This is a genomic window from Campylobacter sp. FOBRC14 (assembly GCF_000287855.1).
GTDB lineage: Bacteria > Campylobacterota > Campylobacteria > Campylobacterales > Campylobacteraceae > Campylobacter_A > Campylobacter_A curvus.
On the sequence record NZ_ALJJ01000009.1, the window covers coordinates 32,808 to 54,662 of the forward strand.

Annotated in this window: 23 protein-coding genes and 1 pseudogene; 9 read left to right on the forward strand and 15 right to left on the reverse strand. The window is 44.6% G+C overall.

The annotated features are described in order from the left end of the window. Positions 1 to 20: 20 nt before the first annotated feature. The 5 genes from HMPREF1139_RS03430 (at position 21) to HMPREF1139_RS03450 (ending at position 3,370) form a co-directional block, all read left to right on the forward strand. Positions 21 to 380 (forward strand): nitrous oxide-stimulated promoter family protein, encoded by a 360-nt coding sequence (locus HMPREF1139_RS03430; protein WP_009650053.1) that lies wholly within the window; start codon positions 21 to 23, stop codon positions 378 to 380. A 71-nt stretch (positions 381 to 451) separates the two neighbouring features. Beyond that, positions 452 to 850: a hypothetical protein gene (locus tag HMPREF1139_RS03435; protein WP_009650137.1), complete on the forward strand. Its 399-nt coding sequence runs from the start codon at positions 452 to 454 to the stop codon at positions 848 to 850. 230 nt (positions 851 to 1,080) lie between these two features. Beyond that, complete coding sequence (locus HMPREF1139_RS03440; RefSeq protein WP_009650226.1) at positions 1,081 to 1,497, forward strand: DUF1104 domain-containing protein; 417 nt, start codon at positions 1,081 to 1,083, stop codon at positions 1,495 to 1,497. 90 nt (positions 1,498 to 1,587) lie between these two features. Next, entirely contained in the window at positions 1,588 to 2,250 is a 663-nt protein-coding gene (locus HMPREF1139_RS03445) for a response regulator transcription factor (protein ID WP_009649981.1), read from the forward strand. Continuing rightward, positions 2,243 to 3,370, forward strand: coding sequence for a sensor histidine kinase (locus HMPREF1139_RS03450; RefSeq protein WP_009650321.1), 1,128 nt, complete (start codon positions 2,243 to 2,245; stop codon positions 3,368 to 3,370). The genes HMPREF1139_RS03445 and HMPREF1139_RS03450 overlap by 8 nt, the downstream gene beginning before the upstream one ends. Before the next feature lie 475 nt (positions 3,371 to 3,845). On the opposite strand, the gene HMPREF1139_RS03455 is transcribed toward HMPREF1139_RS03450, so the two are convergent. From HMPREF1139_RS03455 to dsbD, 5 genes and pseudogenes are all read right to left on the reverse strand, one after another. Continuing rightward, the gene (locus HMPREF1139_RS03455) at positions 3,846 to 5,381 is read right to left on the reverse strand and encodes a flavocytochrome c (protein WP_009650330.1); all 1,536 of its coding nucleotides are present in this window, start codon (positions 5,379 to 5,381) and stop codon (positions 3,846 to 3,848) included. 319 nt (positions 5,382 to 5,700) lie between these two features. Continuing rightward, a pseudogene (gene maeA, locus HMPREF1139_RS12105) lies at positions 5,701 to 7,019 on the reverse strand (oxaloacetate-decarboxylating malate dehydrogenase). After that, positions 6,911 to 7,192, reverse strand: coding sequence for a malic enzyme, N-terminal domain protein (locus tag HMPREF1139_RS11680; RefSeq protein ID WP_009650070.1), 282 nt, complete (start codon positions 7,190 to 7,192; stop codon positions 6,911 to 6,913). Before HMPREF1139_RS11680 ends, maeA begins: the two are co-directional and overlap by 109 nt. Beyond that, positions 7,176 to 7,325 (reverse strand): hypothetical protein, encoded by a 150-nt coding sequence (locus HMPREF1139_RS11685; RefSeq protein ID WP_009649975.1) that lies wholly within the window; start codon positions 7,323 to 7,325, stop codon positions 7,176 to 7,178. Before HMPREF1139_RS11685 ends, HMPREF1139_RS11680 begins: the two co-directional genes overlap by 17 nt. A 332-nt stretch (positions 7,326 to 7,657) precedes the next feature. Beyond that, positions 7,658 to 9,370: a protein-disulfide reductase DsbD gene (gene dsbD / locus HMPREF1139_RS03465; RefSeq protein ID WP_009650086.1), complete on the reverse strand. Its 1,713-nt coding sequence runs from the start codon at positions 9,368 to 9,370 to the stop codon at positions 7,658 to 7,660. A 137-nt stretch (positions 9,371 to 9,507) separates the two neighbouring features. On the opposite strand from dsbD, the gene ppk2 reads away from it, so the two are divergent. Further along, complete coding sequence (ppk2, locus tag HMPREF1139_RS03470) at positions 9,508 to 10,317, forward strand: polyphosphate kinase 2 (protein ID WP_009649978.1); 810 nt, start codon at positions 9,508 to 9,510, stop codon at positions 10,315 to 10,317. A 39-nt stretch (positions 10,318 to 10,356) separates the two neighbouring features. Here the strand turns inward: ppk2 and dnaK are convergent, their stop codons facing one another. The 3 genes from dnaK to HMPREF1139_RS03485 form a co-directional block, all read right to left on the reverse strand. Then, positions 10,357 to 12,234, reverse strand: coding sequence for a molecular chaperone DnaK (gene dnaK / locus HMPREF1139_RS03475; RefSeq protein ID WP_009650189.1), 1,878 nt, complete (start codon positions 12,232 to 12,234; stop codon positions 10,357 to 10,359). Positions 12,235 to 12,363: 129 nt separating this feature from the next. Next, a complete protein-coding gene (gene grpE / locus HMPREF1139_RS03480) occupies positions 12,364 to 12,903 on the reverse strand; it encodes a nucleotide exchange factor GrpE (RefSeq protein ID WP_009649992.1) in 540 nt (179 codons plus the stop codon). Beyond that, entirely contained in the window at positions 12,900 to 13,694 is a 795-nt protein-coding gene (locus HMPREF1139_RS03485; protein WP_009650252.1) for an HrcA family transcriptional regulator, read from the reverse strand. The genes grpE and HMPREF1139_RS03485 overlap by 4 nt, the downstream gene beginning before the upstream one ends. 268 nt (positions 13,695 to 13,962) lie before the next feature. Between HMPREF1139_RS03485 and HMPREF1139_RS03490 the strand changes: the two genes are divergently transcribed. Both HMPREF1139_RS03490 and HMPREF1139_RS11690 read left to right on the forward strand, forming a co-directional pair. Further along, positions 13,963 to 14,208, forward strand: coding sequence for a helix-turn-helix domain-containing protein (locus tag HMPREF1139_RS03490; protein ID WP_026175482.1), 246 nt, complete (start codon positions 13,963 to 13,965; stop codon positions 14,206 to 14,208). Then, positions 14,209 to 14,379: a hypothetical protein gene (locus HMPREF1139_RS11690; RefSeq protein WP_009649943.1), complete on the forward strand. Its 171-nt coding sequence runs from the start codon at positions 14,209 to 14,211 to the stop codon at positions 14,377 to 14,379. Between the two features lie 285 nt (positions 14,380 to 14,664). Here the strand turns inward: HMPREF1139_RS11690 and HMPREF1139_RS03495 are convergent, their stop codons facing one another. The 7 genes from HMPREF1139_RS03495 to HMPREF1139_RS03525 are packed head-to-tail and all read right to left on the reverse strand — an operon-like array spanning position 14,665 to position 21,148. Next, the gene (locus HMPREF1139_RS03495) at positions 14,665 to 15,942 is read right to left on the reverse strand and encodes a dihydroorotase (RefSeq protein ID WP_009650024.1); all 1,278 of its coding nucleotides are present in this window, start codon (positions 15,940 to 15,942) and stop codon (positions 14,665 to 14,667) included. Between the two features lie 2 nt (positions 15,943 to 15,944). Beyond that, positions 15,945 to 16,874, reverse strand: a complete 930-nt coding sequence (locus tag HMPREF1139_RS03500) for an aspartate carbamoyltransferase catalytic subunit (RefSeq protein WP_009650119.1) — start codon at positions 16,872 to 16,874, stop codon at positions 15,945 to 15,947. A 14-nt stretch (positions 16,875 to 16,888) separates the two neighbouring features. Then, entirely contained in the window at positions 16,889 to 17,293 is a 405-nt protein-coding gene (locus tag HMPREF1139_RS03505) for a tetratricopeptide repeat protein (RefSeq protein ID WP_009650162.1), read from the reverse strand. 16 nt (positions 17,294 to 17,309) lie between these two features. Further along, the gene (locus HMPREF1139_RS03510; protein ID WP_009650279.1) at positions 17,310 to 17,540 is read right to left on the reverse strand and encodes a hypothetical protein; all 231 of its coding nucleotides are present in this window, start codon (positions 17,538 to 17,540) and stop codon (positions 17,310 to 17,312) included. Beyond that, positions 17,537 to 18,553: a DHH family phosphoesterase gene (locus HMPREF1139_RS03515; protein ID WP_009650307.1), complete on the reverse strand. Its 1,017-nt coding sequence runs from the start codon at positions 18,551 to 18,553 to the stop codon at positions 17,537 to 17,539. Before HMPREF1139_RS03515 ends, HMPREF1139_RS03510 begins: the two co-directional genes overlap by 4 nt. Before the next feature lie 13 nt (positions 18,554 to 18,566). Beyond that, positions 18,567 to 20,741, reverse strand: a complete 2,175-nt coding sequence (gene flhA, locus HMPREF1139_RS03520; protein ID WP_009650204.1) for a flagellar biosynthesis protein FlhA — start codon at positions 20,739 to 20,741, stop codon at positions 18,567 to 18,569. 2 nt (positions 20,742 to 20,743) lie between these two features. After that, a complete protein-coding gene (locus HMPREF1139_RS03525) occupies positions 20,744 to 21,148 on the reverse strand; it encodes an RrF2 family transcriptional regulator (protein WP_009650149.1) in 405 nt (134 codons plus the stop codon). A gap of 167 nt (positions 21,149 to 21,315) precedes the next feature. On the opposite strand from HMPREF1139_RS03525, the gene rpsO reads away from it, so the two are divergent. After that, entirely contained in the window at positions 21,316 to 21,588 is a 273-nt protein-coding gene (gene rpsO / locus HMPREF1139_RS03530; protein ID WP_011992145.1) for a 30S ribosomal protein S15, read from the forward strand. Positions 21,589 to 21,855 lie beyond the last annotated feature (267 nt).

A 21,855-nucleotide genomic window follows, 5' to 3' on the forward strand; every position in this document is an offset into this window, starting at 1 on the left:
TTTCCAAAAAGGAGAATAGTATGACAAGAGAGAAATTTTGCTACGAGGTCGCGACAGTCACGAAATTCATACAAATTTACTGCACCGACAAACACAAAGACGAGCCAAAGCACAAATGCACGCAAAGCCTGAGCTATAACGGGGAAGCGGACGTGGCGAGCGTGGAATTTGAGCTTTGCAAAGAGTGCGAGCACATGGCTAGATACGCTTACGCCAGACTTCAAGCCTGCCCTCATATAGAAAAACCGCGCTGTCACCGCTGTCCGCATCCTTGCTATGAGCTTGACATGTGGAAAAAGATGGCTAAAATGATGAAATACAGCGGTATGAAGCTAGGCCTTAATAAGATCAAAAAGCTATTTTTAAGAGGCGGCGACTAGCGCCTGCTACTTAACCTTTCTTTCACAAATTCTTTTTACAATTCTCCTACATTTTAAATAAAGGAGAAAAAATGAGCGATCAAACTGCAGCGATATGCCAGAGTAAAATAAGCCTGCCGACACTTTTGATAGCTTCAAAGGCTTATCTTTTGGCGATATTTGCAAAAGCAAAAGAAGCCAGCTTTGGCAAAATGATCACGAGATCTGACGCCAAAACGCTTGCCGATATGGCGTTTGAGATAGATAAAAGATTTGGCAAGCTAAAAGCACAGGCAAATACAGCAAAAGCGGCATTTGAAGCCAAAATGCAAAACAAGCTCGAGACTCTTGCTAAAGAACAAAGAGATGACTTCGTGAGAGATTTTAGCGCGAGATATAACGAAAGAGTCTGTGCTCTAAGCATAAAAGAGGCTGAAATTTGGGATATCACTAAAAAAGACGAACCCGAAGAAAAAGCCAAAAACAACTAAACATCACCACACTCCACTCCTAAAATTCAGGCCGAATTCGATTCGGCCGATTTTAATCCATCACCACAAAATATAAAATAGTCAAATCTTATAAAACGACATTACAATATTTTAGAATTTTAAAATCGGCACTGTGTCAAGATATAACCTTCAAAAATTATCCTATATGATTTAACCTTTTCTTCACAAGTTTTATTTAAAATACACTCATATTTTTTAAGGGAGAAAAGATGAAAAAAATAGCTTTAGTAGCCGTCTTGATGGCTGGAAGTATGTTTGCCGCTTCACTTGAGAAGAGCACGAACGAGGAGCTTTACGCGATGATGGCGAACGCCGATGCAAAAACGCTAAGCGATATAGCCTTTGAGATAGACAAGCGCGTAGGTGAGCTAAAAGCCCAAATAAAGGACACCAAAAGAGGCTTCAAGTCTGAAATGAGAAAGAAGCTTGAGGCCATGAGCGCGGCTGACAGGTATAAATTTATGCAGGATTTTAGAACCGGCTACAACGAAAAAGTCTCGGCTCTAAGTGTAAAAGATGCCGACAGGCTAGACATAGAGCTCAAGAAAATGGACGACGACTTTGACAAACATCGTCATGAGGGTGGCTTTATGGACGGTAAAAAATTTGACAAAAAGCACGACTGATGCGAATTTAGGCTTTGCGATGAGCAAGGCCTACCTTAACGCTACAAAACAGGCAAAATTTTAAGTATAATTTGATGTTTTGGAGAAGCCATGAATAAAATTTTGATCGTAGAAGACGAAAATATGCTGCTTGATATGATGAGCACGTATCTAAAAAGCAAAAATTTTGACGTCACGGGCGTAAAAAACTACGAAGACGCACTAAATTTAGCCTATGAAAAATGCTTTGATCTGTGGATATTTGATGTCAAGATCATCGGCGGTAACGGCTTTAAGCTGCTTAAAGAGCTAAGAGAGGCCGGCCGCAACACGCCTTGTATATTCACGACCTCGCTAAATACCCTAAAAGACGTGCAAGATGGCTTCATAAGCGGCTGCGACGACTACATCAAAAAGCCGTTTGAGCTTAAAGAACTACTTTTGCGCGTCAATAATATCCTGCGGCGCACCTTCGTGCATAATCCAAAAACCAGAGAGCGCATAGATGAAAATTTCAGCTTCGACATGACCCAGGGCGTTTTGTTTAAAGGCGATGATATCGTGTCGATGCCACAAAAACAAGCCAAGCTGCTAAGCTTGCTGCTTAAAAACAAAGATAGATTCCTAAGCCGAGATGAAATTTATAGTGAAATTTGGAGCTACGATGAGAGCCCTAGCGAGCTAAGCCTTCGAGTCTACATCACGGGACTTAGGAAAATTTTAGGCAAGGAGCGCATCATCAGCCAGTCTAAGCTCGGATATAAATATGCTTAACAAACGCCATGTCCTGCCTATTTTCTTACTATATTTTCTAACGAGCATCACATTTACCGTCCTTTTTGCGGGCATCTTTTATCAAAATGAAAAGATGTTCATCATAGATAAAGATACCTTCGAGCTAAGAGATCTAAGGCGCGAGCTACAGATGAAGCTCGATAAACACGGCGAGCTTGACGATGATGATTTCGACGACTTCGAGGCGTATGTCGTGGATCTAAAAACCGGCGACATCATCGAAGACGACTTTGATGTAAGGCCAAATATGCCAAGCAGCTACGAGGATGGCAACAGTCTGGTAGTGCAGTTTAACATAGCCGATAAAAACGCTCAAAACGAATACTACATAGCCATCAAAACGACCGGTGTGAAAACGAAGCTTTTCACGCTCAAGCTTAAAATTTTATTCGCATCGCTGGGTGTTTTGGCAGCGGTCTTGCTGATAGCTTATTTTATCATCAGGCTCTCTTTGCGCCCGCTTTATGAAAAGATAGAATTCCTAGACGGCTTCATACGCGACACCACGCACGAGATAAACACGCCTTTGAGCGTCATTTTGATGAGTATAGAGCTTTTTAAAAGCGACCCTGCCAAATACCTAAGCAACATCAAGACCGCAGCGACTACGATAGCAAATCTTTACGAGGACCTGGTCGCTTTGAGGTTAAAAAACGGCACAAAAGATGAAAAAGAGCGGCTAGATTTAACCCGGATGCTAAGCGAGAGGATAGAGTATTTTAGCACTAGTATCGAGCAAAAAAATATAAATTTAAAGCTTGATCTAGCAAACAACGTATCGCTTTTTACCTCGAAATTCAAGTTAAGAAAGATCATCGACAACCTACTCTCAAACGCCGTAAAATACTGTAACGAAGGCGGAAACATCAGCATAAATTTAACTCCTGGCGAGCTAAATATAAAAAATAGCGGCAAAGGCATAGCAAAGCAAAATTTACCGCATATTTTCGAGCTTTATACGAGATTTGACGAGCAAAACGGCGGCTTTGGCATAGGACTGAATATCGTAAAGAAATTTTGCGACGAGCTGAATTTTAAAATAAGCTGCCAAAGCGATGAGAGACTAACGTCTTTTGAAGTGAAATTTAGCAAGGCTTAGCCCGCTACGATAATAGCATTTTAATATTTTTAGGCTCTGTTACAATTATTTCATCGATTTTCAGATTTCAAAGCGAAGTCAAACCTTGTGAAGCGACGCTATCGCTGCCGATTTTTACTTCGTGCTATGCACTCGTAACGAGACTTCGCTACGAGGACAGGGAAGCTGTAGCTGACCGCGGTCTGCTTGCAAGGAAAACGCGAACAGCGTTTGAGTAGTGCAACGAAGCGTCTTGAAAAGCTGCGAGCAACGCTAAGCAGAAAAAATCGTGCTATATGTTCGGCGTCTTGTGGAGCGAACAGGGTTTTTGCTTCACTTCGTTTGCAACTGCAAGGCAGAAGCGAAGCAAACGTCAATGATTTATAATAACAGAGCCTAAAATTTCAATAGCCGCTTGCGCGAGAGCAAGTAGCCAAACATATAAAATAAAGGGCCGATTTGCTAAAAGCGCGGCAAACCAAGCCCTTTTTGGATTTTACATCGTCTCTCCGGCGATCATTCCAAACACCATACAATCAAGTATCGCGTATGTTCCTAGACGGCTGGCTCCATGCACACCGCCTGTTATCTCGCCTGCAGCATATAGGCCTTCTATTGGCTTATGCGTTTTATAAGAGATCACTTGAGCCTTTGTGTTTATCTCGAGGCCTCCGCAAGTGTGGTGGACTTTTGGCATAGTACGACTCGCATAAAATGGCGGTTTTGAGATGTTTATGCCACCTAGTTTATCTACCGGCTTGCCAAATTCATCTTTTCCTGCGGCTACTCCTTCGTTATATTTTTTGACGCTTTCTTTGAGCGCATCAGCAGGGATCTTGAAATGCGCCGCGAGCGCGTCAAGGGTGTCAAATTTCCAGATGACGCCAGCCTCTAACGGACGAGATGTGTAGATAGGATTTCTCGCGTCTACTGCTTGTTGGTCGCAAAGGTTGACCGGGTAGTTCTCGTCTTTGCCGATGACTGCAAAGCACGCGTCTGATTTGATCTTACGGCCGGCATGCTCGTTCATGAAGCGCTTGCCTGTTTTTGGATTTACCGTTATGCCGTAAGTGTTGCAGCAGTGGTTTGTGAAATTCACGGCCGCACCAAAGCCCTTTTCATCAGGCGAGCAGTATGGCAAGAACTGTATCCACGAAGTTTGAAGCGTGATAGCGCCCAGATCGGTCGCTTTTAGCATCGCTCCCGCGCTTGAGCCTTGTTGGTTGGTGCTGTCTATCGTAGGCACTATGCGAGGATCTTGTATCTGGCGATACCAGAGGTCGCGTCCAAAGCCGCCTGCAGCTAGTAATACGCCGTCTTTAGCCTTATAGGCCTTTTTATCGCCGCTTGTGTTTTCCAGGTCGTCGCTAAAGAGCTTGGCGTCAAATTTATAGTTCTCTCGAGCTAAAATTCCCACCACTTTCCCGGCGTCATTTAGCACGAAGTCGTCAAATTTCGTCCTTGTTTTGATAGTGACGTTTTTATCCTCGCCAAGCACTTTTAGCATAGGTTGGATGTAGCCAGAGCCCGAAGCGTTTGTAGCTTGTAAGCTTCTAGCCACGCTGTGACCGCTTTCAAATATCAGCTTATCTGAAAACTGAGCGCCACATTTTTCAAGGAGCGCGACGGCATCGTTGCTTTTATCAAACATCGTGCTCAAAAGCTCGGTGTGATTTAGCCCGAGTCCGTCTTTTACGGCATCGGCGATAAATAGCTCTTTACTATCCTTTATGCCTTGAGCGACTTGGTATTTGTTCATAGGAGCAGCCATGTTTCCACCGTTTATGACGGAATTTCCGCCCGCACGGCCCATTTTCTCGACTATCAAAACCTTCTTGCCGCGCTCGCTGGCTTTTAAGGCGGCTGAAAGTCCCGCAAATCCCGTTCCTACGATGACTATGTCATACTCTTCGTCAAATTTGACATCCTTTTCGCTTGATACCGCTACTGCATTCACGCCGCTTAGTGCGAGCGCGCCGGCACCTACCATACTCATTTTGAGCATATCGCGTCTTGAGATCTTGTTTGCCATGTTGTCTCCTTTAGAAGTTTGTAAATTTATTATAATGAAATTTTAATTTTATATTTTAAAACGGATAGAAATTCCGCAAGCTTTATCATCTTTTGATAGAATCGATATTAAAAACTACGGCAAAAGCCGATATCTTGAATTTAACCTTACAAAAAATAGTAAATCAAAACCTTGTCTGAGCGAATTTTAGTCATCAAATTCCGCCTTTAAAATGTGATAGTCTCGTGAGAAATTTTATGATGCTACTTTTTGAAACATCGCAGATGAGGATAAATTTTAATAAAGCCGTGGAGATAGATCTCGCCTCCGCGACATCAAGCTAAGCCTCGTAAGCAGGCTTCCATCTAAAATTTAAAACAGCTGTTTTGGCGTCTTTTACCTTGTCTTTATTTAAGCCCTGAGCGATTGCGGTAGTAGCCACCGCCTCGGCTACGACCTGAGAAAACTGCGTCAATCTCGATACAGACGGCAAGAGTGCAGCCCCCAGTTTATCGGTATCTATCATGCCTTTTAGGGAGTGTGCCGCCGCACTTATCATCTTATCAGTGAGCAATGAAGCGTCGACAGACATCACTCCAAGCCCGAGGCCAGGATACATCAGCGCGTTATTCGCCTGTCCTATCTCGTATGTAACACCCTTATAAACGACCGGCTCTACTGGGATACCGGTGGCTACTAGCGCCTTACCGTCGCTCCACGCTATAAGGTCGCTCGACGTAGCTTCGGCTAGCTCGGTCGGGTTGCTTAGAGGAAATATCATAGGGCGCGCCGTGTGCTTTGACATCTCTTGGACTACCTCTTTGGTAAATGTATGAGGCGTGGTCGATGTGCCTACGAGGATCGTCGGATGCACTCTTTTGACGACCGCGGTGAGACTTATGAGTGTATCTGGATCTGTAAATTCCTCTCTTTTCTTGCAAAAGGCTTTTGCTCCGGCGTAAGATCATCCATATCATCAAAGAGCAGCCCTTGCTTATCTACTAGATAAAATTTAGACTTTGCCTCAGCCTCGCTGAGCCCTTGCTGTAGCATCTCAAGATAGACGCGATTTACTATGCCAGCTCCCGCAGTCCCCGCACCAAAGCAGACGTAATTTTGATCTTTTAGCTTTTCTTTTGAAATTTCAAGCCCGCACAAGATAGCGGCTAAGGTGATGATGCCTGTGCCTTGCATGTCGTCATTGAAAGTCGGTATGCTTTTGGTGTATTTTTTAAGTATATTGGCTGCATTCGAGCGACCAAAATCCTCCCAGTGAAGATACAATCTAGGAAAGACTTTTCTGGCCGCATGCACGAATTTATCGATAAATTCATAGTATTTATCGCCTCTAATACGCTTAAAGCGGTTGCCTAGATAAAGCGGATCGTCCAGCAAGCTTTGCCTGTTCGTTCCCACATCAAGCACGACAGGTAGTACCATCTTGGGATCTATCCCGGCGGCCGCGCTATAAACCATTAGCTTGCCCACCGATATATCAACGCCGTTCGTGCCCCAGCCTCCTATGCCTAAAATGCCCTCCGCATCGGTCGCTACGATGAGGCGGATCTCCCTGCCGCTAGCCGCTTTTTTAAAATTTCCTCTATGCCGTCGCTGTTTTCTATCGAGATGAAGGCCGCGTTTTGAGGATTGACGAAAAATTCGCTGTAATTTTCTATACTCTTGGCGATCACCGGATCATAAACTATCGGCATAAATTCGACCACATGCTCGTTGAAAAGGTAGTAAAATAGCGTGCGGTTGGTGTCAAAAATTTGCATCAAAAATTTACGCTTTTCTATCTCTTCGCCCTTTGTTTTAAAGTGCAAATACACCTGACTGGCCTGCTCCTCGATGCTTTGGATGTGCGGCGAGCCCGTCTAGCCCGAGCTGCTCACGCTCGGCCTTGCTAAATGCCGTCCCTTTGTTCAAGAACGGATCGTTTAAAATTTCATACCCTCTTTTCATGTTTTGCCCCTTATGAAAGATTGTCAAATTGGCTCTATTGCAATATTTCATTGATTTTCAGCTTTCAAAGCGAAGTCAAACCTTGTGAAGCGACGCTATCGCCGCCGATTTTTACTTCGTACTACGCACTCGTAACGAGACTTCGCTACGAGGACAGGGAAGCGGTAGCTGACTGCGTAAATCGTGCTATATGTTCGGCTACTCGCTCCCGCACAAACGCTGTTCGTGTCTGTGCTAGGTCGCTCCTGGAGTGAGCAGGGTTTTGCTTCGCTTCGTTCGCAACTGCAAAGCAGAAGCGAAGCGATTATCAATGATTTATTATAATAGAACTATCAAATTTTTGAAATTTTCTCCAAAAATTTCTCAGGCGAGATAAAGCCGATCGTTCGTAGAGGCTTAAGCTCCTCGCCGCCTTTAAAAAACAAAAGTGCAGGCGGGTCGATAAGGCCGAATTCTCGTAGCATAGCATCGTTTTGCTCGCCGCTTTGCGTGACATCTACACGCACGAGGGTAAAATCGCCAAGCTTACCGGCCACGGCGCTATCTTTAAAAGTGATCTTTTCTATCTCTTTGCAGCTTGCGCACCAATCGGCATAAAAATCGACCATCACGGGCTTGTCGGCATTTTTGATGAGATCTTTTAGCTCGTTTAAATTTTTGACCGAGCGAAAATTTAGCTGCGCTTGATCAAAGCTTGTAAAATTTAGCCCGCTAAGAGGCGAGAGAGCGTCCCTTGAGCCCAAAAATCCGCCCGCGATAAGCATTATAGAATAGACAAAGACCAAAATAGCAAGCGCCTTTTTAAATTTCATAGCCCCGCTCGCGGCTGCTTCGAAAGCTCCAAAATATACCGCCATGAACACGCCTATGACGCCGTATCCTACCAGCTCGAAAAACGAGCCGAAAATTCTAGCCATGAGCCAAACGGCCATTATCAGCATCAAAAAGCCAAAAAGGCTCTTTATACCGTCCATCCAAGCACCCGGCTTTGGTAAAATTTTACCCGAGCTGGCCCCTATGACAAGCAGCGGGACTCCCATGCCAAGCCCCATGCCAAAAAGCATGGTGCCGCCATAAAACGTATCTCCGCTTTGAGCTATGTAAAGTAGCGCCCCTGCAAGCGGTGCGGCGACGCACGGAGATACTATGAGCGCCGAGGCGAAACCCATGATGAAAACGCCGATCAGACCGCTACTATTTTGGGATTTCTTGCTTATAAGATTTTCAAATTTTGACGGTAGCTTTATATCGTAAAAGCCAAACATGCTAGACGCAAGCAGGACAAAAAACAGCGCAAATACGCTAAGCACCCAGACATTTTGCAATGCGCCCAGGACCCCAAAACCAAGCAAGCTCGCCGCAACGCCCGCAAGCGCGTAAGCAAGGCTCGACGCCACGACATAAACCAGCGACAGCACAAAGCCGGTTTTGGCGTTTAAATTTCGTCCGCTTTTTGAGACGATGATACTTGAGAGGATCGGTATCATCGGGAAAACGCAAGGCGTGAAAGCTAGCAAAAGCCCGTAACCAAAAAACGTAGCCAAAGAGAGCAAAAAGCCGCTGCTATCAAGCTCGCTGGCGATATTCTCCTCGTCTGAAAGCTGATTTGTGTCCTGCTTGTCGGCAGCCGCAACGCTAAATTTATCATCTATTTTGGTGATAGTGTAAATTTTACTTTGCGGACGGTAGCAAATGCCGTTTTTAGCGCAGCCTTGATATAAAATTTCAAGCCGGGCTTTATCGTCTTTTAAATTTTCACCGACTAGCTTAAACGGCACAAGGAGCGAGAAATCCTGCAAGATGATCTCGTGATCGCCTACTGATTCTGGCTTTGGCATGTTTAAAAGAGAGTTGATCGTCTCGCCATTTAGCTTTATCTCGAAGGTATCTTGATAGATGTAGATGTTTTCGCCGAATTTAAATTTTATCTCTAAATTTTGACTGTCTTGGGCGGTGCTGATGTCAAATGCCTTGCTGACGTCGAGGACCTCGCCAAAGCAAGCCAGACAAAATGCAAAAAATGATACGAGAATTTTAAAAACCATAGTGTTCCTTTTTGATTTACGTGATTTTAATAAATTTTATTAAATTTATTGTAAAACCGTTAAGTGGGCGTGAAATCAGCTTTATTGTTGTAAAATTACGAAACGGACGTGAATTTATGAAATTTAAAGGATAAACCATGCCAAAAGAGAAAAAACACGTAAAAGGTGCCAAACTAGGCTACGAGCAAGAGCTAAGGCTGCTTCAGATCGAGCTTTTAAAATTTCAAAACTACGTCAAAGAAAAGGGCTTAAGAGTGCTGATGCTGATGGAGGGGCGCGACGCGGCGGGCAAAGGCGGCACGATAAAACGCCTGACCGAGCATCTAAACCCACGCGGATGTCGGATAGTCGCCCTCACAAAGCCAAGTGACGTCGAAAAGACGCAGTGGTATTTCCAGCGATACGTCACGCATCTACCAAGCGCGGGAGAGATCGTGATCTTTGATAGGAGCTGGTATAACCGCGCCGGAGTCGAGCCAGTGATGGGATTTTGCACTCAAGAGGAGCATAAGGAATTTTTGCGTGAAGTGCCGAAATTTGAAGAGATGGCCATAAACTCGGGCATAATTTTCTTTAAATTTTACCTCTCTATCAGCAAAGAAGAGCAAAAAAGGCGCTTTAAAGAGCGCATGACCGACCCTCTCAAGCAGTTTAAGATCTCTCCGGTAGATCAAAAAGCTCAAGAGCTGTGGGATCAATACTCGATCGCCAAATATTCGATGCTGCTAGCCTCTCATAACGCCATCTCGCCATGGGTCATCGTAGCCTCCGACAACAAAAAAGAGGCGAGGCTCAATGTGTTTAAATTTATATTAAGCAACGTGGAGTATCCAAAAAAGATAGCCGAACGCCTACACTATGACAAGAACGTCGTCAGAGGCGGCAACGAAGAGATAAAACGTATCGAAGAGGGACTCAATAAAGACAGGATAAAAAGTATCGAATAAAATTGCTTAGAGCCACTAGCGTGGCTCTAAATTTAGATATTACTCGACTTCAGCGTCGATGACGTCGTCGTCTTTTTTCTTTCCGCCTGATTGCTCGCCGCTAGCGTTGTCATCTTTTTTATACATTGCCTCGGCTAGTTTGTGGCTGGCGGCACTTAGAGCTTGGACTTTTGCGTCGATTTGCTCCTTGCTTGCGTTTTCATCTTTTAGCGTCTCTTTTAGATCGTTTAGCGCAGCCTCGATATTGCTTCTATCCTCGGCAGGCACCTTCTCTCCTAGCTCGTTCATGCTTTTTTCGGTTTGATGTACCAAAGCGTCGGCTGAATTTCTGGCCTCGACCGCCTCTTTGCGCTTTTTATCGTCCTCTTTGTGAAGCTCGGCGTCTTTTACCATGTTGTTTATCTCGTCCTCGCTTAGTCCGCTTGAACCGGATATCGTGATGTTTTGAGCTTTGCCGGTCGCTTTATCTTTTGCCGAGACGGTCAAAATTCCGTTTGCATCTATGTCAAATTCTACTTCTATTTGAGGTACACCGCGTGGGGCTGACGGGATGCCCTCTAGGTTGAATTGTCCTAAAGATTTGTTATCCCTTGCAAATTCGCGCTCACCTTGAAGCACATGGATAGTCACGGCGCTTTGGTTGTCCTCTGCGGTTGAGAATGTTTGATTTTTCTTGACAGGGATCGTAGTGCCCTTTTCGATGATCTTTGTCATCACGCCGCCAAGTGTCTCGATACCGAGGCTAAGCGGAGTGACATCAAGGAGGAGCACGTCTTTTACGTCGCCTTTGATGACCGCACCTTGGATAGCGGCACCGATAGCTACGACCTCGTCAGGGTTCACACTCTTGTTTAGCTCTTTACCAAAGGCCTTTTTGACCTCTTCTTGAACGAGTGGCACACGGGTAGAGCCACCGACCATCACGACCTCTTTTACATCGCTCTTGCTAAGTCCCGCCTCTTTTACGACCTCGTTGATCTTTGTGATAGTCTCGGCTACGAGCGACTCTATCATGCCCTCAAATTTTGCGCGAGTGAGCTTTTTGACGAGGTGTTTTGGACCGGTAGCGTCAGCTGTGATGAACGGTAAATTTATCTCGGTTTCTTGAGCCGAACTAAGCTCTTTTTTAGCGTTTTCTGCAGCCTCTTTTAGGCGTTGGCTAGCCATGACGTCCTTTTTAAGGTCGATGCCGGTCTCATTTTTAAACTCATTTACGAGCCAATCGATGATAAGGTTATCAAAGTCATCGCCGCCAAGGAAAGCGTTACCACCCGTGGCTAAAACCTCGACTACGCTGTCGCCGGTCTCAAGCACGGTAACGTCAAACGTTCCGCCGCCTAGGTCATAAACTAAAATTTTCTCGGCCTCTTTTTTATCAAGCCCGTAAGCAAGCGCCGCAGCCGTCGGCTCGTTGATGATACGAAGCACATTTAGTCCGGCTATCGTTCCGGCCTCTTTTGTCGCCTTTCTTTGGCTGTCGTTGAAATAAGCAGGCACCGTGATGACCGCGTCTACGACCTTTTCGCCAAGATATGCTTCGGCGTCTTCTTTTAATTTCATCAAAATTTTAGCCGAAATTTCTTGCGGAGTATAGACCTTACCGGCGATCTCGACGGCGCAAGCACCGTTTCTATCGACGACGTGATAAGGTAGGCGAGCTTTCGCCTCTTGGGCGTTTTTCTCGTTGCTCATGAGCCCCATGATACGCTTGATCGAATATATCGTCTTTTCAGGGTTAGTGACCGCTTGACGTTTTGCCACGTCGCCTACTAAAACCTCTCCCTTGTCGGTAAATGCTACGACTGATGGAGTCGTATTTTTGCCCTCTTTGTTTGGTATGACCTTGCTCTCACCGCGCTCATAGACGCTCACGCAAGAGTTTGTCGTTCCTAGGTCGATTCCTATTACTTTTGCCATTTGTTTTCCTTTATTTTGGTTTTTAAATTTCGTTTATATCGATTGCGACCGGCATTAAATTTAGCCGACCCATCAAAATCACCTGTCCGCTGGATCTCACTAAATACCTGCGGACGACTAAATTTCGTATCAATTTGCAACGCTAACCATCGCAGGGCGCAAGACTCTACCGTTTATGATGTATCCTTTTTGCATGACTTGTACGATCTGACCGCTAGTATGATCCTCACTATCGACGCGAAGCACCGCATTATGGACATTCGGGTCAAACTCACCGCTAGTGTCGATCTCGCTCATGCCATGCTTTTCAAAGCATTTTTTGAACTGATTTATCGTAATGAGCACGCCCTCTTTGACGTTTTTGGCAAACTCATCGTCGTCAGGGTCGAAATTTGCCGCGATCTCCAAAGCGTCGATCACCGGGAGCAAATCGCGTGCAAATTTCTCGTTTGCATAGCTTGCGATATCGGTCTTTTCTTTCTCGAAACGCTTTTTGATGTTTTCAAATTCCGCATTTGCTCTATAATATTTATCCGTCAGCTCGTTAAGCTTGTTTTCAAGCTCCGCAACTTTCGCCGCATCGCTCAAGCCGTCAAAATTTACGCTATCAGGCGCTAAATTTTCATTTTGAGCATCTTGCACGTTTTGCTCTTTTATCTCTTCGCTCACGCTGCCTCCTTTATTTTATTTAAAAATTTCACATAATCGCTATAAATACTGCCCGCACATACCATCTCGCACGGATAGCCAAGATAAGTCATTTTAAGCTTTAGCCCCATAAATCCCTCGTCAAATAACGGAGAAAACGTAAGTCCCTCGTTCATCTGCGCGGCAAATCCGGGCTCAAGCATCATCTTAAAACGCTCATCGCCAAACATTTTAAAGGCCAAAATTTCGTTCTCTTGGAAGTAAATTTTGGTTCTTTTAAGCTCCCTTATCTTGCTTCTAAGTTCGCTTAAACCAACCTGAGCGCAAATCGTCTCAAGCTTGTTTAAACCAACGCCAAGTAAATTTTGTAGGAATTTCTCGATGCGCGCATCATATCTGATGACGATCTCGTCGCTATCCAAATTTAAGATCAAAAATCTATCATTTAAATTTAAAATTTCAAGCAAGCGCGTATCCAAACTGCCAAAAACCATACAATAAAGCTCGAATCTATCACAAAGCATCTTTAGATTATAACCGTCATTTACGCTGATATCAGCGTCATTTAGGTCTAGAGTCTCGCTCCAATATCTTCTCATCGCAGTTATGGTCGGTATGCGACCGCCGCTTATATGAAGCTTCGTTATCTCGCCCTCGTCGGAGAGCTTTTTAAAATAAACACGTATCGTAGATGCCGGCATCGAGATATTCATACGCGATCCAAGCTCGCTCGAGCCTATCGGGATATTGTCGCTCAGATACGCTTCGATGATGGAATTTAAGATCATATCGCGTTTGTTCGTCTTATTCACTTAGCACTCTTTCTTTTTAATTGCTAACGGAATTATACAATATTGAGTATGGTATTGTCAAGTAGTAAAGTTAAAAAAATAAATTTATTTATTCTTAGCGTTATAAACTCAAGTTTGGCTATAAAATTTTTGGATATTATACATTTTTTCGTATAATTTATATATTTTATTTGATTTTTTATAATATAATTAACATTATATATACTAAATTAATATGTTTATATTAAATTTTATGTATATTTAATGAAATAACTTGTATAATTTTCCGATGATAGAAACGAACGACATTTTCAATCTGCTTCATAATGCGATTGAATCCAAAAATATCGGTAAGAAAATTTCACAAGCACAAATGGCAAAGCACCTTGGCATCTCGATGAGGACGTATCAGGACTGGCGTCTTGGCAACTCAAAGCCTCAAGCCGCACTGGCCGTTTGTCAGCTCTTGTGCGAGCTTGATGACGATGAGATATTGTTTGTTGTAAAAAAAATGAAAAAATTACTAGGAGAGTAGATGGATAATCTGACACAAAAAGAGCGTATAGAGCTAGAGAACGTTTTTGCGGCGATTTATACGAAAAAAGAGTCTAAATTTTTTCAGTTTTATAAGGAATTCTACTCCGTCGCGCTCTCAAAATTTCATACTTTTAAATTTAGACTAAAAAAGGGCAAAATTTTAAAATAAAAGATATAAACAAGGCCTACTTCACTCGGTCGGTAGCCTTTCAAAAGTAGCTGCCAGTATGCCATGCGAAGCGTCTAGAGGGACTACGAGATAGAGCCAAAGTAAAAATCGCATCACACACTCGCACTCGCTTACTTACCTGGCATAAACGCTTATTCACATTCTCTCCGCTCTTGCAAGCACAGCAACGGCTACTCGCTCCCACTCTGCTGGCAAGGAATTTATAAACAGCGTTTGATAAACCAAACAAATATCCACCGGCTAAAAAGGCCGATGGATACGAGATCATTCGCCAAATTTATACACGATCCTGCCGCTTTTTATCGTAACTACAGCAGCTCCCTTCAGCTTTTTGCCAAACAGCGGAGAATTCGTAGATTTCGAGCGATTGATCTTTTCATCGTAGATGTATTCTATCTCCGGATCGATGATAGCGATATCAGCCAGCATTCCCTCGGCCACTTCGCCTTTATCCTTTAAATTTAGCATTTTTGCGGCGTTTGTTGAGGTGAGTTCGACCATTCGCTCGAGACTTATGACGCCTTCATTCACGAGCTTTAGCGTGAGCGGCACAAGCGTTTGAAGTCCGATGATACCAAAAGGCGCCTTATCAAATTCCACCTCTTTTTCATCGCTGTGATGCGGAGCGTGATCGGTCGCGATGACGTCGATTAGACCGCTTTTTAGCGCCTCTCTGACGGCCATTACGTCGCTTATCTCACGAAGCGGAGGCGACATTTTGAAATTTGCGTCATAGTTGTTTTTCAAAATTTCATCATCGCTAAAGCTAAAGTGATGCGGCGTAGCCTCGCAGGTGATATGTATGCCCTCTTTTCGGCCCATTTCGATGATCTTTAGTGAATACTGCGAGCTTACGTGCGCGATATGGATATGCGCCTTAGTCAGCTTTGCTAAAAGCATATCTCGGCTCACGGCGATCTCCTCTTTTTCGCGTGCCATGCCTTTAAGGCCCAGTATCGCCGAGACCTTGCCCTCGTGCATGACGCCTTGTCTGCAAAGCGAGCAGTCCTCCGAGTGGCTGATACAAAAGCTACCAAACATGCTCGAATACTCCAGTGCCGCCCTCATCACGCTAGAGCTAGTCACAGGCAGCCCATCATCACTAAAAGCGACGGCACCGGCCTCTATGAGATCGCCCATCTCGACTATCTCGTTGCCGCCGAGCCCCTTGCTGATCGCAGCTATAGGCAGCAAGTCTATGAGCCCGCAGGTTTTGGCTTTTGCTATCATCGCGCGCGTTATGGAAGCGTTATCGTTTACCGGGTTTGTATTTGCCATGCAAAGGCAGGTCGTCACGCCGCCAGCGACTGCAGCCTCGGAGCCTGAGATAATGTCGTCTTTATACTCGTATCCGGGATCTCTAAAATGCACGTGCATGTCTATGAGTCCTGGCATCACCAGTTTGCCAGTAGCGTCTATAACGGTATCGGCGTCGATGTCCTCGCTCGTTACGCGCACTATTTTTTCGCCATCTATCAGCACGTTTGCTTTGAATTTCTTATCATGATTTACGACGGTTGCATTTTTTATAGCTATTTTCATGATCAGCCTCGATTGTTTATTAGTGTGTTTAGGATCGCCATTCGCACGGCAACGCCGTTTTCTACTTGATTTAAGATGACCGAGTGAGTGCCGTCGGCCACGTCAGAATTTAGCTCCACGCCGCGGTTTATCGGTCCTGGGTGCAAGACTATGGCGTCAGGCTTGGCTAATTTTATCCTATTCTTATTCAGCCCAAAAAATTTCGAATACTCCCTAGAGCTTGGAAATGCCACGTCCCCGTCCGCGCGCTCGAGCTGTATCCTTAGCATTATGATGACGTCGCTTCCCTCGCATGCCTCTTCCATATTTTTGCAAATTTCAGACTCGAACACCTCGGCATCTTTTGGTATCATCATCTTTGGAGCAAAGAGCTTCACGTTTATGCCAAATTTCTTCATCGCCCAGATATCAGAGCGTGCCACGCGGCTCCTTGCTATATCGCCGATGATAGAGACGGTTGTATTTTTATCGAGGCTTTTGCCGTATTCAAGCAGAGTAAAAAGATCGAGCAGAGCCTGAGAGGGATGCTCGTTCGTGCCGTCTCCTGCATTTACGACGCTGGCATCGGTCCTGGCAGCTGCAAATTTAGCCGCACCCGAGCTTGGATGACGAAGCACGATGATATCTGTTTTCATCGCAGCCATGTTATTCATCGTGTCGTTTAGCGTCTCACCCTTTTTTACGCTCGAGTTTGAAGCGGTGAAATTTATCGTATCCGCGCCAAGCCTCTTTGCAGCTATCTCAAAGCTAGTGCGCGTGCGCGTAGAATTTTCATAAAATGCGTTTATCGTGGTCTTGCCGCGCAGATACTCGCATTTTTTTATATCCTTTAAATTTAGCTCTTTAAATTCCTTCGCAGCGTCTAAAAAATACAAAATTTCCTCTTTGCTAAGCTCTCTGGTGCCCAGCAGATCCTTATGTTTATAGCCCATTTTAGCTCCTTTAGCTATTTACCTACCAAAACACAAGCCGGCTCATAACCGCCATCACACGCCTTTTTGAAAAGTGCCCTAGTCTTCTCCTCGTCTTTTATTTTGTTTTGCGAGATCCCAAACGCCTGCATCTCGCCAAGCTTTGCACACGCCATCGGCTCGTTATCATCGCAGGCTTTTGTGAAAATTTGCTCGGCTTGAATCCTATCTTTTTTCACGCCGTCGCCGTTAAAGAGCATTATCGCGTTCATAGTGCAGCCCTTTTTCACGCCCTCGCCGCAAGCTTTGTTAAAAAGCGTGTAAGCCTCCTCAAATTTTTTACTTCCGTAAAGCTCTTGCGCTTTGTCGAAATTTTCATTTGCTCCGAGTGTAAGCGCAAGCGCGCCGACCGCCAAAAACAGTGTAGTGATCTTTTTCATATCTATCCTTTAAATTTTATTTCTCAAATAGCTTAGGGTGTCGCTTTTTCATAAATTCGACTATCTCGATGACCTCGTCCACGCCCTCGGCACTCGAATTTTCCAGTGCATCGTCTATACACTCGACATACGTTTGCGCCGCCTCCTCAAGCTTTGATCTCTTTACGCCGGCATAATGCATCAACGCCTCCAAAACCACGCTCAGCTCGTAGCTAAGCTCCTCTATGCTAACATCTTCTTCTCTCATATCTCCTCCTGCGTTTTTTTGTTTATCAGCTCTACTACCTGTGCTTTTATCGCTTCATAGCTAAATCCGTCCTTAAAATTTGCAAACAGCCCTCCGCTCGCACTGACGTGTCCGCCACCGCCCACTAGATGCTTTGCCATCGCGCTCACATCTACGTTGCCGTTAGCTCGAAAGCTCATCGTTTTTTTGTTCGTGATGTCGATGAAAAAGTCAAATTCTGGATTTGCTACCAAAAAATCGTTTCCGATGACCGAAGTGTTTCCTATATTATAGGTAAGCACGCCCTTTTTATCCTTATAATCGATCCTAAATTTCTCTTTATTCGCGCCAAGCAGCCTCACGACGTAGCTTGATATGAGATTGCTCAGCGTATCGTCTTTATCCGTCATAAAAAAGGCTTTTTTTATCGCGTGGATCTGCATATCAAGCCCGATATAGTCGTTTTTATCATTAAAAAATTTCGCCGCCTCGCGCAAAAGATGAAACATATAAAGGCTGTTTTGCTCCTCGAACATCACCTTGTTTATCTCTTTTGCGTTCGCGATGAGTCCGAGGCAGACCTTGCCCATCTCAAAATTTTTATCGTCTTTTAGCCAGATATCGACTGCATTTACGACATCGCTAAAAATTTTAAGCTCCCGCTCCTCGCCAAACATCGACGCGAAAAAGTCGTGCGTTATCTTTGTCGCGCACCTTGAGCTATCCAGCAGATACCACTCGAACGCACTCGCGCACTCCGCGCCGCTTTGATGATGATCCAAAAGGAAAATTTTAGCGTTTTTGCCCTTTAGCATGGACTCAAACTCCTCGCACTGAGCCATCGTCAAATTTAGATCCGTTATCAAGATAAGCGCCTCTTCGCCATCTAGCTCACTCACGATGGCAGCAAATTTCTCATCGATCTCGCGTCCGTAGTTGGAATTTAAAAATTTCACGTCCTTAAAATAAAAATTTGTGATTACCTGCGCGCCGTATCCGTCGAGATCGGTGTGCGAGAGGTGATAAAATTTCATATATTTCCTTAATCTATAAATTTTCGACTTCGATGACGCCGACGGTTTCAAACGGCGTATTCGGCGAAATTTCAGCAAAGCTCAGCACTACGATATCGATACCGAAATTCGTGCAGATATTTGCTATAAATTTACGTAGGCTAGGCTCGACGCAAAGTATCATCGCTCCATGCTGACTGAGCGGGCGCTTCTCTTTTTCATGGCGCAAAGCCTGCACTATGGCCGAAGTCTGCGCGACGTTTATCATCAAATGATATGCGCCGTCTTTATACTGCACCGCGTCCATCAGCTTTTGCTGCACGGAAGTCTCCAAAATGTAAAAATTCAGCGCTCCGTGCTCGTCCGTGTAAAGCGAGGTGATGACACGCGATAGCGCCGCGCGCACATGTTCGATTATCATGTCTAAATTTTTACTGACCTCGGCGATGTCGCTGAGCGCTTCGAGTATGCTTAAAAGATCTTTTATCGGGATATTGTCTTTAAGCAAGGCTTTTAACACCTTTTGAATAAGGCTAATAGGCGCGATCCTGAGCGTATCCTCGACTACGACCGGGTAGTCTTGCTTTAGTTTGTCGAGTAAATTTTGCGTCTCTTGACGCGTTAGAAGCTCGGCTGCGTTTTGTTTTATGAGCTCACTCATATGCGTAGAGATGACGCTGGCGGGATCTACGATAGTATAGCCGCTAAGTATGGCGTCCTCTTTGACGCTGGCATCAACCCAAAGCGCATCAAGGCCAAACGCCGGCTCTTTTGTCGGGATACCCTCGATATCTTCGCTCACTAGCCCGCTATCCATCGCGAGGAATTTATCGGCGTAAATTTCGCCTTGGCCTATCACGATGCCTTTTAGCTTGAAGCGGTACTCGTTAGGCGGCAGCTGGAGGTTGTCGCGGATACGAATTTTTGGCATCAAGAAGCCTAGCTGCGAGGCGATGTTTCGCCGCATAGCACGTATGCGCTCGATGAGATCGACGTCGGCTAGTTTTAATAGCCCGTAGCCCAAATCAAGCTCTAAAATTTCAAGCTTTAAAATGTCATTTATCTTGGTCTCTTCTTCTCTGGCGATCTCTTCGTCACTTTTTTTAGGTGGTTTTGCAGCGCTCGGTGTCGCGCCCTCGCCGCCGGTTTGGGGTTTTGCTCCGATTTTAGCTTTGCCTTGAGGCGTGATGGATAAATTTCCCTCTTGCGTCTGCTTTACGATATAGCCAAGCCCCAAAAATAAAACGGCAATGAAGCCAAGTGAGAGCGTCGGCAGACCAGGAACTAGCGCAAACATAAACAGTATGAAGCCAACGATCAAAAGCGTTTTATAATCGCCTAAAAGCTGATGTAACGTGCCTTCTGCGAAGTTATCGTCGTCTTTGCTCGCACGAGTGATGATGATCGCTGTCGCCGTGGATGTGATGAGGCCTGGTATCTGACTCACGAGTCCGTCACCGATCGTAAGGATCGTGTAGTACTGCGCCGAAGTAGCCATGTCAAGACCGTGCTGGAACGAGCCTATGGCAAAGCCGCCGATGATGTTTATTATGGTGATTATGATGCCTGCGACCGCATCGCCTTTGATAAATTTAGACGAACCGTCCATCGCTCCGTAAAAATTCGCCTCGCCGATTATGGCTTGACGGCGCTCTCTGGCAGTCTTCTCATCGATGAGGCCTGCGTTTAGGTCCGCATCTATCGCCATTTGCTTACCCGGCATCGCATCTAGCGTGAAGCGCGCTTGCACCTCACTCACACGCGTCGAGCCCTTGGTGACGACCATGAAATTTATGAGTACCAAGATACAAAAGACGATGATACCGATGACGTAGTTTCCACCTACGACGAACTGTCCGAAGCTCGAGATGATCTCACTGACCGCCTCGGGGCCGTTATGTCCTTCGCTTAGTATCATGCGCGTCGTGGCGATATTTAGTGACAAACGAAAGAGCGTAACGATGAGGATCAGTGTCGGGAAGGTGCTAAGATCGGTAGGCTTTGGCACATAAATGGAGATCAAGATGATGAGCACCGAGACCGAAATCGAAAGCGCCAGGAAAAAGTCTAGCACCGTGCTTGGCAGCGGCACGATGATGATCGCTAAAATGGCGATTATGACGCCGACGATGCTAAGACTTCTAAATTTCAAAATAGGCGCCAAAAAAGGCGCGACAAGAGTTAGGATGCTATTTTTTTGCTTTGCCAATTCTACTTCTTGATAATATCGCTTAATTTTATCGCGTCAAGCATCTCGTCGACTTTGTTTTGCAGTCCCGTAAACATCAGCCAGATTTGACAGCTTGAGGCCTTGGCGGACGGACAGCCATCAGCCGAAGTCGAGCACTCAAATACACTGACTTCGCGCTTTTCGGCGCATTCTATTATGGTTTTTATGCTTATGTTTTGAGGATCGGCTTGCAGTGCGAAGCCGCCGTTTGCACCTTTGTAGGATTTTAAAATTTGCTCTTTGGCTAAATTTTGAAGGATCTTGGCCAAAAAACTCTTTGAAATTTTAAGCTCGTTTGAAATAGTATCGACATCTACCGGAGATGATTTTTGGGATATTAAAATGAGCGAAAGTAAAGCATACTCGCTTGCCTTTGTAAAAAGCACGCACTCTCCTTGTTTATCTTTTGATTAGCTGGCTATTTTATAAAATTTTTACTGCATTTTTGATTAATTTTTTAAAAAAGCCGAATTTTATCTTATTTTATATATTTTTATGTTTTCTATGCTATAATCGCCGTCTTAAATTTCAATTCACCAATCAGGAGGTCATCATGGCTTTGGATTCGGCTAAAAAAGCAGAAATCGTTGCGAAATTCGCTAGAAAAGAGGGAGATACAGGCTCTCCGGAGGTTCAGATCGCGCTTCTAACAGCACGTATAGCAGAACTCACCGAACACCTTAAGGTTTTCAAAAAAGACTTCTCTTCACGCCTTGGTCTTTTAAAATTAGTAGGTCAAAGAAAAAGACTTCTAAAATATCTCAAGAACAAAGACTACACTACATATTCTAAACTCATCGTCGAGCTTGGCATAAGAGATAAATGATTTCAGGGGACTTGCTCCCCTATTTTATTTTAAAATTTCTATCTTCCTATCATCAAAATTTTAAATCAATATTTTTATCTTGTATAAGAAAACTCAACTACTTTAAATTTACAATGCCTAAATTCACAAAATTCGCGGCATCACGAGCCATACGCAAAATACCTGATATCGCGACGACAGATATATAATCTTAAATAATATTTAAATTAAATTATTATTTAAATAATTAAGAATTTTTAATAAAGATTTAAGACTACGTGAGCTAAG

Bases quoted from the DNA above. Each gene is read 5' to 3' on its own strand.
- HMPREF1139_RS03430 (WP_009650053.1), top strand. From the start codon at position 21: ATGACAAGAGAGAAATTTTGCTACGAGGTCGCGACAGTCACGAAATTC.
- rpsO (WP_011992145.1), top strand. From the start codon at position 21,316: ATGGCTTTGGATTCGGCTAAAAAAGCAGAAATCGTTGCGAAATTCGCT.
- ppk2 (WP_009649978.1), top strand. From the start codon at position 9,508: ATGCCAAAAGAGAAAAAACACGTAAAAGGTGCCAAACTAGGCTACGAG.
- HMPREF1139_RS03500 (WP_009650119.1), bottom strand. From the start codon at position 16,874: ATGGGCTATAAACATAAGGATCTGCTGGGCACCAGAGAGCTTAGCAAA.
- dnaK (WP_009650189.1), bottom strand. From the start codon at position 12,234: ATGGCAAAAGTAATAGGAATCGACCTAGGAACGACAAACTCTTGCGTG.
- HMPREF1139_RS03435 (WP_009650137.1), top strand. From the start codon at position 452: ATGAGCGATCAAACTGCAGCGATATGCCAGAGTAAAATAAGCCTGCCG.
- HMPREF1139_RS03495 (WP_009650024.1), bottom strand. From the start codon at position 15,942: ATGAAAATAGCTATAAAAAATGCAACCGTCGTAAATCATGATAAGAAA.
- HMPREF1139_RS03440 (WP_009650226.1), top strand. From the start codon at position 1,081: ATGAAAAAAATAGCTTTAGTAGCCGTCTTGATGGCTGGAAGTATGTTT.
- HMPREF1139_RS03445 (WP_009649981.1), top strand. From the start codon at position 1,588: ATGAATAAAATTTTGATCGTAGAAGACGAAAATATGCTGCTTGATATG.
- HMPREF1139_RS11690 (WP_009649943.1), top strand. From the start codon at position 14,209: ATGGATAATCTGACACAAAAAGAGCGTATAGAGCTAGAGAACGTTTTT.
- HMPREF1139_RS03455 (WP_009650330.1), bottom strand. From the start codon at position 5,381: ATGGCAAACAAGATCTCAAGACGCGATATGCTCAAAATGAGTATGGTA.
- HMPREF1139_RS11685 (WP_009649975.1), bottom strand. From the start codon at position 7,325: ATGAAAAGAGGGTATGAAATTTTAAACGATCCGTTCTTGAACAAAGGG.
- dsbD (WP_009650086.1), bottom strand. From the start codon at position 9,370: ATGGTTTTTAAAATTCTCGTATCATTTTTTGCATTTTGTCTGGCTTGC.
- HMPREF1139_RS03510 (WP_009650279.1), bottom strand. From the start codon at position 17,540: ATGAGAGAAGAAGATGTTAGCATAGAGGAGCTTAGCTACGAGCTGAGC.
- HMPREF1139_RS03450 (WP_009650321.1), top strand. From the start codon at position 2,243: ATGCTTAACAAACGCCATGTCCTGCCTATTTTCTTACTATATTTTCTA.
- HMPREF1139_RS03515 (WP_009650307.1), bottom strand. From the start codon at position 18,553: ATGAAATTTTATCACCTCTCGCACACCGATCTCGACGGATACGGCGCG.
- HMPREF1139_RS03490 (WP_026175482.1), top strand. From the start codon at position 13,963: ATGATAGAAACGAACGACATTTTCAATCTGCTTCATAATGCGATTGAA.
- HMPREF1139_RS03505 (WP_009650162.1), bottom strand. From the start codon at position 17,293: ATGAAAAAGATCACTACACTGTTTTTGGCGGTCGGCGCGCTTGCGCTT.